11 protein-coding genes are annotated in these 13,598 nt (G+C 53.7%); 6 read left to right on the top strand and 5 right to left on the bottom strand.

Going from position 1 to position 13,598, the window contains the following annotated elements; all coding sequences use genetic code 11:
* Positions 1 to 23 precede the first annotated feature (23 nt).
* The 6 genes from SK34_RS20475 to SK34_RS20450 all read left to right on the top strand — a co-directional run bounded on the left by SK34_RS20475 (position 24) and on the right by SK34_RS20450 (position 5,525).
* Positions 24 to 1,157, top strand: a complete 1,134-nt coding sequence (locus SK34_RS20475) for an amidohydrolase/deacetylase family metallohydrolase (protein ID WP_048234085.1) — start codon at positions 24 to 26, stop codon at positions 1,155 to 1,157.
* Positions 1,141 to 2,259 carry a DgaE family pyridoxal phosphate-dependent ammonia lyase gene (locus SK34_RS20470; RefSeq protein WP_048234082.1) on the top strand — a complete coding sequence of 373 codons (1,119 nt, stop codon included), beginning with the start codon at positions 1,141 to 1,143 and terminating at the stop codon, positions 2,257 to 2,259. Before SK34_RS20475 ends, SK34_RS20470 begins: the two co-directional genes overlap by 17 nt.
* Positions 2,256 to 2,996 (top strand): 2-dehydro-3-deoxy-phosphogluconate aldolase, encoded by a 741-nt coding sequence (gene dagF / locus SK34_RS20465; protein ID WP_003025772.1) that lies wholly within the window; start codon positions 2,256 to 2,258, stop codon positions 2,994 to 2,996. The genes SK34_RS20470 and dagF overlap by 4 nt, the downstream gene beginning before the upstream one ends.
* A 21-nt stretch (positions 2,997 to 3,017) precedes the next feature.
* The gene (locus SK34_RS20460) at positions 3,018 to 4,931 is read left to right on the top strand and encodes a BglG family transcription antiterminator (RefSeq protein WP_003839574.1); all 1,914 of its coding nucleotides are present in this window, start codon (positions 3,018 to 3,020) and stop codon (positions 4,929 to 4,931) included.
* A 77-nt stretch (positions 4,932 to 5,008) separates the two neighbouring features.
* On the top strand, positions 5,009 to 5,251 hold the full coding sequence (locus SK34_RS20455; RefSeq protein ID WP_003839576.1) for a type II toxin-antitoxin system RelB/DinJ family antitoxin: 243 nt from the start codon (positions 5,009 to 5,011) through the stop codon (positions 5,249 to 5,251).
* Positions 5,241 to 5,525 carry a type II toxin-antitoxin system RelE family toxin gene (locus SK34_RS20450; RefSeq protein ID WP_003839578.1) on the top strand — a complete coding sequence of 95 codons (285 nt, stop codon included), beginning with the start codon at positions 5,241 to 5,243 and terminating at the stop codon, positions 5,523 to 5,525. Before SK34_RS20455 ends, SK34_RS20450 begins: the two co-directional genes overlap by 11 nt.
* Before the next feature lie 3 nt (positions 5,526 to 5,528).
* Here SK34_RS20450 and nrdG read toward each other — a convergent pair whose 3' ends face one another.
* The 5 genes from nrdG to SK34_RS20425 all read right to left on the bottom strand — a co-directional run bounded on the left by nrdG (position 5,529) and on the right by SK34_RS20425 (position 13,597).
* Positions 5,529 to 5,993 carry an anaerobic ribonucleoside-triphosphate reductase-activating protein gene (nrdG, locus tag SK34_RS20445; RefSeq protein WP_032937736.1) on the bottom strand — a complete coding sequence of 155 codons (465 nt, stop codon included), beginning with the start codon at positions 5,991 to 5,993 and terminating at the stop codon, positions 5,529 to 5,531.
* A gap of 184 nt (positions 5,994 to 6,177) precedes the next feature.
* Positions 6,178 to 8,316, bottom strand: a complete 2,139-nt coding sequence (nrdD, locus tag SK34_RS20440) for an anaerobic ribonucleoside-triphosphate reductase (RefSeq protein WP_048234081.1) — start codon at positions 8,314 to 8,316, stop codon at positions 6,178 to 6,180.
* A 377-nt stretch (positions 8,317 to 8,693) separates the two neighbouring features.
* The gene (locus SK34_RS20435) at positions 8,694 to 9,278 is read right to left on the bottom strand and encodes a fructose PTS transporter subunit IIA (RefSeq protein ID WP_003839584.1); all 585 of its coding nucleotides are present in this window, start codon (positions 9,276 to 9,278) and stop codon (positions 8,694 to 8,696) included.
* A 3-nt stretch (positions 9,279 to 9,281) separates the two neighbouring features.
* Positions 9,282 to 10,991, bottom strand: coding sequence for a sugar phosphorylase (locus SK34_RS20430; RefSeq protein WP_048234080.1), 1,710 nt, complete (start codon positions 10,989 to 10,991; stop codon positions 9,282 to 9,284).
* Positions 10,988 to 13,597, bottom strand: coding sequence for a glycoside hydrolase family 38 N-terminal domain-containing protein (locus tag SK34_RS20425; protein ID WP_048234079.1), 2,610 nt, complete (start codon positions 13,595 to 13,597; stop codon positions 10,988 to 10,990). Before SK34_RS20425 ends, SK34_RS20430 begins: the two co-directional genes overlap by 4 nt.
* Between the last annotated feature and the right edge of the window lies 1 nt (position 13,598).

The following is a 13,598-nucleotide window of genomic DNA, read 5'->3' as shown; positions in this document are numbered from 1 at the left end:
GCCATCCGGCATAGGAGAGAGCGATGTTTGATTTACTCCTGCGCCGTGCGCGCCTCGTTGACGATACGGTGAGCGATATTGCGCTCAAAGACGGCAAGATCGCGGCGTTGGGCGACGTTGATGGCCCGGCGCTGAAAACCATTGAGCTGGGCGGCGAGTGCTACGTCAGCGCAGGCTGGATTGACTCCCACGTTCATTGCTACCCGAAATCCCCGATTTACCACGACCAGCCGGATAGCGTCGGTATTGCGACCGGCGTCACTACCGTGGTGGATGCGGGCAGTACCGGGGCGGATGACATCGACGATTTTTACACCCTGACCCGGGAAGCTGCCACCGAGGTGTATGCGTTGCTGAATATCTCCCGCGTTGGGCTTATCGCCCAGAACGAGCTGGCCAACATGGCCAATATTGACGCTGATGCGGTGCGAGAGGCGGTGAAACGCCACCCTGATTTTATCGTCGGTCTGAAGGCACGTATGAGCAGCAGCGTAGTCGGTGAAAATGGCATCATGCCGCTGGAGCGCGCCAAAGCAATGCAAAAAGAGAACGGCGACCTGCCGCTGATGGTGCACATCGGCAACAATCCGCCGGACCTGGATGAGATCGCCGAGCGCCTGAGCGCGGGTGACATCATTACCCACTGCTACAACGGTAAGCCGAACCGCATTCTGACGCCGCAAGGCGAGCTGCGGGCGTCAGTGACGCGGGCGATTTCACGCGGCGTGCGTCTGGACGTTGGGCATGGCACCGCCAGCCTGAGCTTTGCGGTGGCAAAACGCGCTATTGAATTGGGGATTTTGCCACACACCATCAGTTCCGATATTTACTGTCGCAACCGTATCAGCGGCCCGGTGCATTCTCTGGCGAATGTGATGTCGAAATTTCTCGCCATTGGGATGTCGCTTCCGCAGGTCATTGAGTGCGTTACCGCCAATGCTGCCGACGGCCTGCGCCTGAAACAGAAGGGGCGACTGCAGGTCGGTCTGGATGCTGATTTAACCCTCTTTACGCTTAAGCGCCAGCCAACCGTGCTGGTAGATGCAGAAAACGACAGCCTGCAGGCTGAACAACTGCTGGTGCCGCTTGCCGCAATACGTGCGGGCAAGGGCTATATGACCGAACAAGGGAGCGCGGAACATGCCTTCGATTTTTGAGAAATACGATTTAAAACAGGTGATTAATACCTCCGGCCGCATGACGGCGCTTGGCGTTTCCACGCCGCGACCAGAAGTGGTTGAAGCCGCGATGGCCGGGATGAATCAATACTTTGAGATGAAAGACCTGGTGAATAAAACCGGCGACTACATCGCGAAATTGCTGGAAGTGGAAGGGGCAACCGTTGTCTCTTGCGCCTCGGCGGGGATCGCCCTGTCGGTGGCTGGCGTATTGGTTAAAGACAGCGACTGGCTGCTGGAGAACCTACACGTCACGCCCATCGAGAACAACGAAATCGTGCTGCCCAGAGGCCACAACGTCAACTTTGGCGCTCCGGTGGGTACCATGGTGGCGCTTGGCGGCGGTAAGTTAGTGGAGGCTGGTTATGCCAACGAATGTTCCGCGGCGCAACTGGCTGCGGCCATTACACCGCGTACGGCGGCCATTCTGTATATCAAATCTCACCACTGTGTCCAGAAAAGTATGCTCAGCGTGGAGCAGGCTGCGGTGGTGGCGCGTACGCATAACCTGCCGCTGATCGTGGACGCGGCGGCGGAAGAAGATTTGCAATGCTACTACCGGGTTGGCGCAGATCTGGTTATTTATAGCGGCGCGAAGGCGATTGAAGGACCAACCAGCGGTCTGGTGATAGGTAAAACCCAGTACGTTGAGTGGGTGAAACGCCAGACGGCGGGAATTGGCCGGGCGATGAAGGTGGGGAAAGAGGGAATTCTTGGCCTAACCTGCGCCATCGAACTGTATCTGAACGCGCAGAAAGAGAGTGGCGCGGAGATGGTCGAGAAAATGACGCCGTTCATTAATGTGTTGAACCAGCTTAACGGCGTGAGCGCCCGCGTGGTGTGGGATAGCGCAGGGCGCGACATCGCACGCACGGAAATTAAGTTTGATGAAGCGGTAACCGGGATCGCCACGGGCGAACTGGTTGAAGCCCTGAAACAAGGCGAGTACGCGATTTACTTCCGTGGTTACAAAGCCAACGAAGGCATTATCGAAGCTGATGTGCGCAGCGTCGATCGTGCGCAGCTGGAGATTGTGGCCCGTCGAATTGGTGAAGTGATTTCGCAGGAGAAAAACGCATGAAACTGACCCCTAACTTTTATCGCGACCGCGTCTGCCTGAACGTGCTGGCAGGCTCCAAAGAAAATGCACGGGATATTTACGCGGCGGCGGAAGGACACGTGTTGGTTGGTGTGTTGTCAAAAAATTACCCGGATGTCGCAAGCGCAGTAGCGGATATGCGTGAATACGCAGCGCTTATCGACAATGCGCTCTCCGTGGGATTGGGGGCAGGCGACCCAAACCAGTCGGCGATGGTCAGTGAAATTTCCCGTCAGGTACAGCCGCAGCATGTTAATCAGGTCTTTACCGGCGTGGCCACAAGTCGCGCGCTGCTGGGCCAGCAGGATACAGTAGTCAACGGTCTGGTCTCGCCAACCGGCATGCCGGGCAGGGTGAAAATCTCCACCGGTCCGCTGAGCAGCCAGACGCCGGACGGTATTGTGCCGGTAGAAACCGCGATTGCGCTGCTCAAAGATATGGGCGGTAGCTCGATTAAATACTTCCCGATGGGCGGCCTGAAATGCCGTGAAGAGTACATTGCCGTAGCGCAGGCCTGCGCCCGTCATGACTTCTGGCTGGAGCCAACCGGCGGTATCGACCTGGATAATTTCACTGAAATCCTGCAGATTGCCCTCGATGCCGGAGTGAGTAAAATCATTCCTCACATCTATAGTTCGATTATTGATAAGGTGAGTGGTAACACTCGTCCGGATGACGTACGCCAGCTGATGGCGATGACCCGGGCCTGCGTAGGCTAACTGACTGATGAGGAAACTGACGTGCGATTCCCCAACCAACGTTTAGCACAGCTGTTTGACATGTTGCAAAACGAAGCGCTTCCACAGGACGAGCTGGCGCAGCGGTTGTCGGTTTCCACACGCACCGTACGGGCGGATATCACCGCGCTAAACGCGCTGCTCACCCAGTACGGCGCACAGTTTGTCCTCAGCCGGGGTAACGGTTATCAGCTCAAAATTGACGACCCGGCAAGTTATAACACCCTGCAAACGCAGCAGCCCAACGCGTTGCTACGCATCCCTCGAACCAGCCAGGAACGGATACACTGGCTGGTGGTGCGTTTTCTGACGTCGGCTTTCTCGCTAAAGCTGGAAGATTTGGCTGATGAATGGTTTATCAGCCGCGCGACGCTGCAAAACGATATGGCTGAGGTGCGCGAGCATCTGCAACGTTATCATCTGACGCTGGAAACGCGTCCCCGTCACGGCATGAAACTGTTCGGCAGCGAAATGGCGATTCGCGCCTGTTTGACCGATCTGCTGTGGACGCTGGCACAGCAGGATCCGCAGCACCCATTAGTGATGCAGGAGGCGCTTAATGCCGGGATCCCTGAGCAGCTACAGCCCGTTTTACAGGATATTTTCGCTCGTTTTCATATTCGTCTGACCGATGAGGGCGAGCTGTTTTTACGCTTGTACTGCGCGGTGGCGGTACGGCGGATTAGCGAAGGGTATCCACTCCCGGATTTTGCCGCAGAAGAGGCCGATCAATCGGTGTGCCTGGCCACGCGGGAAATCGCGGCGGTACTGCACCGCCTGGCAGACAAACCGCTTTCCGTTTCCGAAGAAAACTGGCTACAGGTGCATATTGCTGCCCGCCAGGTACAAGAGATCGCGCCCAGTGCTATCAATGCGGATGATGATGAAGCGTTGGTCAATTACATCCTGCGTTTTATCAACACCCAGTACAACTACAACCTGTTGAATGACAAACAGTTGCATGCTGACCTGCTGACGCATATTAAGACGATGATCACCCGGGTGCGTTACCAGATAATGATCCCCAATCCGCTGCTGGAAAATATTAAACAGCACTACCCCATGGCGTGGGACATGACGCTGGCCGCCGTCTCGGGATGGGGAAAATATACGCCGTACACCATCAGTGAAAATGAGATCGGCTTCCTCGTGCTGCATATTGGCGTCGGGCTGGAGCGTAGTTACAACATCGGTTATCAGAGACAGCCGAAGGTTCTGCTGGTATGCGATGCCGGAAATGCGATGGCGCGGATGATTGAAGCGGTGCTGGCGCGTAAGTATCCGCAGATAGAGATCGTCGATACCGTCACGCTGCGTGACTACGAACAGCGGGAAAGCATCAGCGAAGATTTTGTCATCTCTACCGCGCGGATCGGTGAAAAAGATAAGCCTGTAGCGATGATTGCGCCGTTCCCGACCGATTATCAACTGGAACAAATTGGCAAACTGGTGCTGGTGGATAGAACCCGCCCGTGGATGTTGAACAAATTCTTCGATGCCGCCCATTTTCGTGTAATTGACGAGCCAATGGATCAACAAACGTTGTTCAAAACCTTATGCCGTCAGTTGCAGGATGAAGGTTTTGTCGACGCAGAGTTCCTTGATTCTGTGGTTGAGCGTGAGGCCATCGTCAGCACCATGCTGGGTGACAGCATTGCCCTGCCGCACGCCCTCGGTCTGCTGGCCAAGAAAACAGTGGTCTACACCATACTCGCCCCGCAGGGTATCGCCTGGGGCGATGAAACCGCGCACGTGATCTTCCTGCTCGCCATCAGTAAAAGCGAGTACGAAGAAGCGATGGCGATCTACGATATTTTCGTCACCTTCCTGCGTGAACGCGCCATGACGCGGCTCTGCGCATGCCGGAATTTCACCGAGTTCAAAACCGTCGCCATGGAGTGTGTCAGTCGTTTTTGAGAGGCGTTATCCAGAATTCGATGTAATGCGTATGTAATGCTAAACTGCATTACACATTCGATTCTACTGGAGGCATAATGGCCACGCTGAACGTCCGTCTGGATGACAAACTCAAAAATGAGGCTTATGCCGTGCTGGAAAAACTGAACATTACTCCAACGGAAGCTGTGCGATTACTGTTTCAGTACGTCGCGGAAACGGGGCGCATGCCAGTGAAAACCGTCACCGTTAGCGACAGCGAAGATACACTGATTCAGACAGTCCGGGAGAGGCTGGCCAGCCCGCAAAAAGGAATCAAGGTTAGTCTGGATGACTTATGAACTGGAATTCGACCCGAGAGCCTTAAAAGAGTGGCATAAACTGGGTGATACGGTGAAGGCTCAGTTTAAGAAGAAGTTGGCCGACGTGTTGTTGAACCCCAGAATTGACTCTGCCCGTTTAAACGGCCTTCCAGATTGCTATAAAATTAAGCTTAAATCGTCCGGCTATCGTCTGGTGTACCAGGTTCGGGATGAGGTTGTGACCGTGTTTGTTGTCGCGGTCGGCAAACGAGAACATTCGGCCGTTTATCTCGATGCAAACAAACGGCTTTAGCGATCAACGCAAATGATGTACAACCTGGTTGCTGCTGCCGCGCCAGATTAGCGCCGGGTCTTTAAGATCCTGCACGTATTTGCCATCGACCAGTACGTTGATGAGATCGACCACCTGCATTTGCGCGGCGTTGAGTTCATCGAGCTTGTAGCCGGTCCACACCCAGATATCTTTGCCGGGGCACTCAGCGCGAACGCGCTGCACTAGTTGCAGGATTTCCGGCACGTTTTGCGGATGTAGCGGATCGCCACCGGAGAGCGAGATCCCCTGACGCTTGATTCGCGTATCGTTCAGATCGGCAATGATCTTGTCTTCCATCTCTTTGGTAAATGGCTTGCCGGAATTGAGCCGCCAGGTGCTTTTGTTATAGCAACCGGGACATTCATGCACGCACCCGGACACAAACAGCGTGCAGCGGGTGCCGGGGCCGTTAACGATGTCGACGGGATAGTATTGGTGAAAGTTCATTTTCGCTTCTCATCCGCTTATCAATTCGCGCCATAGCTGCGTTAGCTGCATTCGTGCGCCCGAGTCACTTACTTATGTAAGCTCCCCGAGACCCACTCATTTGCTGCCTTGCTATGACGTGAATTGCGTTGCGGAAAAAATGGCCCGAAAAGCATCGCATTGCCGGGCAATAATACTGTCGAAATTAACCTATCTGCCCATTACCCAAATGCTTAACGCGGCGCTTCACTTCTTCCTGCTTACCGGCGTTAAACGGACGGGCGTCCGGGCTGCCTAAATAACCGCAGACGCGGCGGGTGACCGACACGCGCGCGGCGTCGTGGTTACCACATTTCGGGCAGGTAAAGCCTTTGCTGGTGCACTCGAACTCACCGGTAAAGCCGCACTCGTAGCATTCATCAATTGGCGTGTTGGTCCCGTAATACGGCACGTGCTGATAGCTGTAATCCCAGACGTCTTCCAGTGCTTTCAGGTTGTGCTGAATATTCGGGTATTCGCCGTAGCAAATGAAGCCTCCGTTCGCCAGCGGCGGGTATGGCGCTTCGAAATCGATCTTGTCGTACGGGTTAACCTTTTTCTCCACGTCGAGGTGGAAGCTGTTGGTGTAGTAACCTTTATCGGTCACGCCTGGCACCACACCAAACTCGGCGGTATCCAGACGACAGAAACGATCGCACAGGTTTTCGCTCGGCGTGCTGTACAGGCTGAAGCCGTAGCCGGTCTCGTCTTTCCACTGATCGACTGCCTGACGCAGGCGTTCGACAATGGCGATAGCTTTGGCGCGAAGCTGCTCGCTGTCGTACAGATGTTTGTCACCAAACAGTGCGTTAATGGTTTCGTGAATGCCGATGTAACCCAGCGAGATAGACGCGCGGCCATTTTTAAAGATTTCTGACACGTCATCGTCCGCTTTCAGACGCACGCCGCAGGCACCTTCCATATACAGGATTGGAGCCACGCGAGCTTTCACGCCTTCCAGACGCGCAATGCGGGTCATCAGCGCTTTACGTGCCAGCACCAGTCGATCGTCGAGCAGTTTCCAGAAGGTGGCTTCATCGCCGTGGGCTTCCAGCGCGATACGCGGCAGGTTGAGGCTGATAACGCCGAGGTTGTTACGCCCGTCGTGAACCTGTTCGCCGTTCTCGTTTTCCCACACGCCGAGGAAGCTGCGACAGCCCATCGGCGTTTTGAACGAACCGGTCACTTTAACCACCTGATCGTAGTTCAGGATGTCCGGATACATACGCTTGCTCGCGCACTCCAACGCCAGCTGTTTGATGTCGTAGTTCGGATCGCCAAACTTGTGGTTCAGGCCGTCGCGAATGGCGAACACCAGTTTCGGGAACACGGCGGTTTTACGATTTTTACCGAGACCCGCAATGCGGTTACGCAGAATGGACTGCTGGATCAAACGTGATTCCCAACTGGTTCCCAGGCCAAAACCGAAGGTGACGAAAGGCGTCTGGCCGTTAGCGGTATGCAGGGTATTCACTTCATACTCGAGGGACTGGAATGCGTCGTAGCACTCTTTCTCGGTACGGGAATGCGCATAACCGTCGGCATCCGGGATCTGCCACTCTTCAGCGGTTTTGCGATGCTTGTTAAAGCTCTCGGTCACGAATGGTGCGAGAACTTCGTCAATACGGTTAATGGTGGTACCGCCATAAATATGGCTGGCAACCTGCGCGATAATTTGCGCGGTGACGGCCGTAGCGGTGGAGATGGATTTTGGCGGCTCAATCTCCGCGTTACCCATCTTAAAGCCCTGCGTCAGCATGCCTTTCAGGTCGATCAGCATGCAGTTAAACATTGGGAAGAACGGAGAGTAGTCGAGATCGTGATAGTGAATATCACCACGCTCGTGCGCCTGGACGACATCACGCGGCAGCAGGTGCTGACGCGCATAGTGTTTGGCGACGATACCGGCCAGCAGGTCACGCTGGGTCGGGATCACTTTGCTGTCTTTGTTGGCGTTTTCGTTCAGCAGAGCAGAGTTGGTTTGCTCAACCAGACCACGAATTTCCTGGTTCAGACGGCCACGCTTTTCACGCTGTATATCACGGTCGTGGCGATATTCGATGTACGCACGGGCGAGTTGTTTGTACGGACCAGACATCAGCTGGTTTTCTACCGCTGTCTGGATCTCGTTGATATCGACCTGGCTGCGCTCATTCATCTGGCTACTAACGACTTCTGCGACGGTGGCACAGTAATCTGCGTCATCGACTCCCGCTGCTTTAGCTGCACGCAGAATGGCTTCTTTGATGCGCTCTGATTTAAACGGCACTTTACAGCCATCTCGTTTCATCACATGCGGTGTCATGATCACTCCATATTTATAAGAACAGGTTATCCACAGAGGTTGGGGAAGCGGCCATGGCTTTATTCATCTCTATTGCCAATGACTTCCCGCAATCCTGACCCACTTTATCCACAATTTCACCGTAAAGCGGTGCACTGTAGTTGTAGCAATTGTAGTCGATTAATACAACATATTGGGTCGGCGTGCATTTTAAGTTCTATATGTAGTGATTTGCATCAAGGATGTTTACGGTTTATTTGATGTAGCGCAAAGTAAAAATCGGAGCGTACAGATGACGGGCAGTACAGCGATTGTAAATTATGGGCAGAAAATTCTGATTAATTATTCAACAAAAACAGGAAGGTAAAGCCGGGCAGGCATCTGCTGCCCGGAACACACTATGACGACAGCGACTGCATCCAGTGGATACCTGCATTAATGAAGGCTGCCGAGGCGACGAGACCCAGAATGAGTGGTACAAGGTAACTGCTCTTCACGCGGTTTTCTGGCACTTCCTGAGCTGGTGTCGTTCCAGTCGAGAGCAGCGCCAGTACTTCTTCGGCAGACGTAGCGTTAAGCATGGCGTTTCGCATCTCATCCTCAACCAGCGACGAGGTGAGCTGGGTGAGCAGTTGCATATGCGTTGTACCCGCTTCATTTGGCGGGATCGCCAGCAGGAACACTAACCGTACTGGTTCAGGCCCTTCAAGACCCGGCCACAGTATTGGCTCGGGAAAAAGGGCGACGCAGAACGACGCCTGCACGACGGAATCACATTTTCCGTGAGGGACGGCCAGCTCTTCTCCCAGCGCGGTTGGTCCTTCATTTTCACGGCGCAGAACGCTGTCAATAAAAGCGTCTTTATTGGTAATGAGTCCGCATTCAGACAATGCTGAAGACATATACCGGATGATCGCATCGGGAGACGATTGCGGCGGATCGATAAAAATTAGCGTCTGACGAGTCAGTGTAGACAATTCCATGTTTTATGCCTCCGGTTGTGCCTTGACGTGGATCCAGATCGTTTGCCAGCCCGCCAGTTCGCAAACGCCATTAAAGGGGGTTCCTGTCAGGAGATCTGTCCCCGTCACGGGTAAGAGAAGTGTTTGTGATGCGCCAGTGACATTCACAATACCGTAGACAGTTTCTTCCTCTGTCTGGTGGTGGCGTTTGACGCCAAATAGCGCATCCGGCAGTGTAAGGACTTGCTGAGCGGCTGCCGGTGAGAACGCGGGATGTTGTTGGCGAATGCGCAGTAATGTCGTTAGTGCGGCATAGATCTTCGCTTGTCGGGATTCTGGCGTGACTAATGCCTGATGCGTGGTGGCGAAATCCAGTTTTTCACGGTTAATACGGCGATTGATCCCTGACGCGTTCAACCCTGCGATATCATTTTCGCTACCGAGAAGGCTGTGGTAGTAAATTGCAGGAACGCCCTGCAACATAAAGAGGATGGCGTGAGCGGCGGCAAATCTGGCAACCTGCGTGTCGGGAGCTTCTCCCGGTTCGCTTAACGCGCTCAGAAAGTTAATGTTCATCTCGTACGGCGACTGGCTGCCGTCTGGATTGGTGCGCCAGGAAATTCGTCCTTGCTTACGTTCTACTTCACTGACCAGGAACGCTTTTTCTTCCGTCGAGAGGATGTTTTCGACAGGTCGCAGGCCAATGCCGTCATGGCTAGCGAGGAAATTGAAAAATGTGGTGTTGGCAGGAAAGGTTTCTTGCTCCAGGCTTTGCGCCCACTGGCGTAGCCAGCGTGCGTTGCCGCGCAGGCAGGCATGCAGTGTCAGCGGTGGTAGCGGGAATTGATACACCATATGAGCCTCATCCCCGGCCCCCAGATAGCTGATGTTTTCCTGATGTGGCACATTGGTTTCGGTAATCAGCAGGCAGTCAGGCCAGATCTCTTCCAGGATCGCCCGCCAGAGTTTGATTACCTGATGGGTTTGCGGCAGATGAATGCAGCGGCTGTTTTTCTCTTTCCACAAGAAACCGACGGCATCGAGTCGAATTGCCTGGGCACCGCGTGAAGCATATTCCAAAAGAATATCAATACTTTCCAGTAAAACCTCGGGTTCACGGAAGTTAAGATCAATTTGATCGGCGCTGAATGTGGTCCATATATGCGCCGTTTCCCCTGTTTTAAGCGTGAATGGCGTTAATAAAGGAGATGTACGCGGACGTGTGATCCGGCTGTAATTTTCATCCGGATCGGCGTTGATAAAGTAGTTCTGGTAGCGAGGCTCACCATGCAAATAGCCCTGGAACCAACGGCTTTGCTGTGAAATATGGTTAATCACAAAATCGAACATTAAATTGAAATCGCCCGCCAGCGCGGCAATATCTGACCACTGCCCAAGATGGGGATCAACCTGTCGGTAATCCACCACGCTAAAACCGTCATCGGAGGTCCACGGGAACATCGGCAGCAGGTGAATGTCACTGATCGTCCCCTTCAACCACAGTTTTGCAAACTGGTGGAGAATCGATAGGGGATTTTCCCCTTGCGCGCAGATGCTATCGCCATAGGCGATCATCCAGATACGGCTTTGATCTAACGGAATCGTCGTTTGCGTTTTGGGTTTCCAGCGTTGGATAAGCTGTTCAATCTTCGCTGCGATTGCCTGATGATCCGCTTGCGGATAGAGCTGTGCCAGCGTGTCGCGGATAAATGCTTTATGTGGGGAGATATTCATACTTTTGCGTCACGCTCCGGCAGTGAGAAAAGGAAATCGCATGTGGCGAAAGGCGCAATTTCGCGGCAGTGCTTAACGGGTTCTTCCAGATAGTTAATCTGCGGCATTTCTTGCAGCAATGGTGGGAGTTCAACAGGATGCTCACCGGCATTGAAAATACGTAATATTGTTCCATTTATCGTCTGGGCGTGTGGCAGCGCCGAGAGCATGAGCGGCTCAGGCAACGTCAGCAGACTGAAAGTTTCTGGCAGTGAACGCGGTGTGAAATTGAGCGTGAAGCGCTCCAGACGGTTGTCCAGCGTATTCAATTTCTGGTTCTGCCAGCTGAAAGGCTGACGTAAAGCTCTTTCCTCAAGGCGGCGTAATGTCAGATGGTCGGCACGGTCGCTAAGTGTCAGGGTCAGGTTAAAGATCAGGGGCTTGTGGAGCTGGGCCTCGGGCGTGTAAACGACGGTATTATTGATGCCGGAAGCGCGTCCGGGGCGCCAGGCCAGATCGTCGCGTCCCAGAACGCCTGTCGATTTGAAGAGCGTCAGCGCCACCTGCGATGTTGTGTTTTGCAGGATCTGATACTCTTTCATGCCCAGGCTGTTTATGACCAGAGCGTTGTCGTTTTCCGCAATGGCGATAATTCCCTCGCTGGTTTCGATATCGACAGGTTTCTCACGATAGTTTTGCTGCCAGTTCGCAGGGGCGTCGGCAATGGGGCGGTGAATAATGCCGAAAGGCTGAGAGGCTATTGATTCCTGAGTATGAATATCGCTGTTGATCAGCAGGCGCAGGCGGTGGTCGCAAACGTTGTTTTCTAAACGGGCATCAATAAAAAGATGGGCTTCGCCCTGACGGAGTTCGCAAACAACCTGTACCGGGCATTCTTGTGTTGCGCGTTGGCTTAATGAATAGGGCAGGTTGAGCGTGATGCCCAGCGTTAAGCGCTCGACGTGCTGGCTCTTTTCGCAGGCGAGAAGTGTGAAGTGATTGAACTTTTGGGGGATATCACCTTGCAGCGGTGAAAAATCATAACTGTCACCTGCATCCGCACAATCTTCGAAGGTCAGCAGGTCGGAGAGAGTTCTGCCGGTACGTTTATCCCGTAGCGTCAGTGTTCCGTCATCAAGGCTGAGTCGATAATGGTCATTTTCAATATGGTTTTCGGCATAAGGGCGCAGCGTAGAAACCGTGTGCGTGCCCTCGCGAACGGCAATATTGATATAACCCAGTGCGGGCAGTTCCTGCGTGTCGATAGCGACCTGCGAGCGATAATAAGGCGGAAGCTCAACCTCTTTTTCTCCCTGCGGCGTAACCTGAATCACGCGTCCACCGGAAAGCTCTGTTTGTTCAATAATGCTAAATGAGAGAGTCTGCTCGCCAGCGCAGAGTTCAAGGGATGGTGTGCTGGTATATAGCGTGGCGTTGACAACCCCGGACCAGGGCGTCGCGCCAGGGTTCACCACAAAGAGGTCGTTCTCCTGGCTGCTGGCAATGGCCAGCTCTTTAATCACCAGATTCCACAGGCTATGGCTGAGCTGTTCCGTCTGTTCCAGGCGATGCAGAATATCCCGGTTGGTGGCATCACTGTTACACCCGCCTATGGAGTCATGGGCATGGTTGCGTAACAGGTTTTTCCAGATTTGATCAACCCACTGGAGGTTGACGTGAATATCATGATGGCGGGCCAGCGCAATAGTCGGTTCCAGCTTGCCCAACAAAAATTGTTCGATATCGTAATTTTTCTTTTTAATGTCGTAACGAACGGAGCCGATGGTTTTGTGGATCCGGGTATAGCGCGGGGATTTCAGTTCGCCTTGCCAGCAGGTAAATCCATCGGCTTGCTGACGAAGCGTATCAACAAACGCTTCCAGCGATGATATCTGGAACCGATCGCCTGTAGGGGAGCGTTCGCTGACCGTCTGCAGAATCTCGGGTAACAGAGGATCAATATTGACCTGATCGCCGCCGCAGGGCAGGAGTAAGTCATGCAGACCGGCGCGTTGGCGGATGAGATTCACCATTGGAAAGATTTTTTCCTGCAGGTGGGCATCGTCCGGTTGAATATTTTTGGCTGCCCCGTAGCCAAACAGCATTGCGCAGGCAATGACTTGCGAACCTGACGGCGCACGCCAGATAAACTGGCTCTGTGCAACCTGCGTGTCATGATCAATGCCGCGCCAGAACACGATGTTGTCCAGGTTGCATCCGCGAAGCAGCGTCGGGAGCTGGCTGTTATGACCAAAGGTATCGGGCAGATATCCCACCATCATGGCGTGGCCCAGTTTACGCGCGGAAAGTATGCCGTACTTCAGGTTGCGGATAATCGATTCGCCGTGAACGTTGAACGTATCCGTCTGGGTGTACCACGGGCCGATGTAAAGCCGCTTGTTTTTGACCAGCAGCTTCAGGCGGTCAGCGTATTGCGGATTGACGGCCAGAAAATCCTCAACCACGGCGGTTTGTCCGTCGAAATGGTAACAGGTGTAATCGGCGTAACGTTCTAATGTATCAATAACATCGGCAAAGTTTCGCGATGCCAGGATATTGCTGTCCTGCAACGTGAAATACCACTCTTGATCCCAGTGCGTGTGGGCGATGACATGGATATGACTCATT

This window comes from Citrobacter sp. MGH104, assembly GCF_001034485.1.
Classification (GTDB): domain Bacteria; phylum Pseudomonadota; class Gammaproteobacteria; order Enterobacterales; family Enterobacteriaceae; genus Citrobacter; species Citrobacter freundii.
Note: the sequence above shows the minus strand (reverse complement) of the source record. Positions and strands in the feature narration are given on the sequence as shown.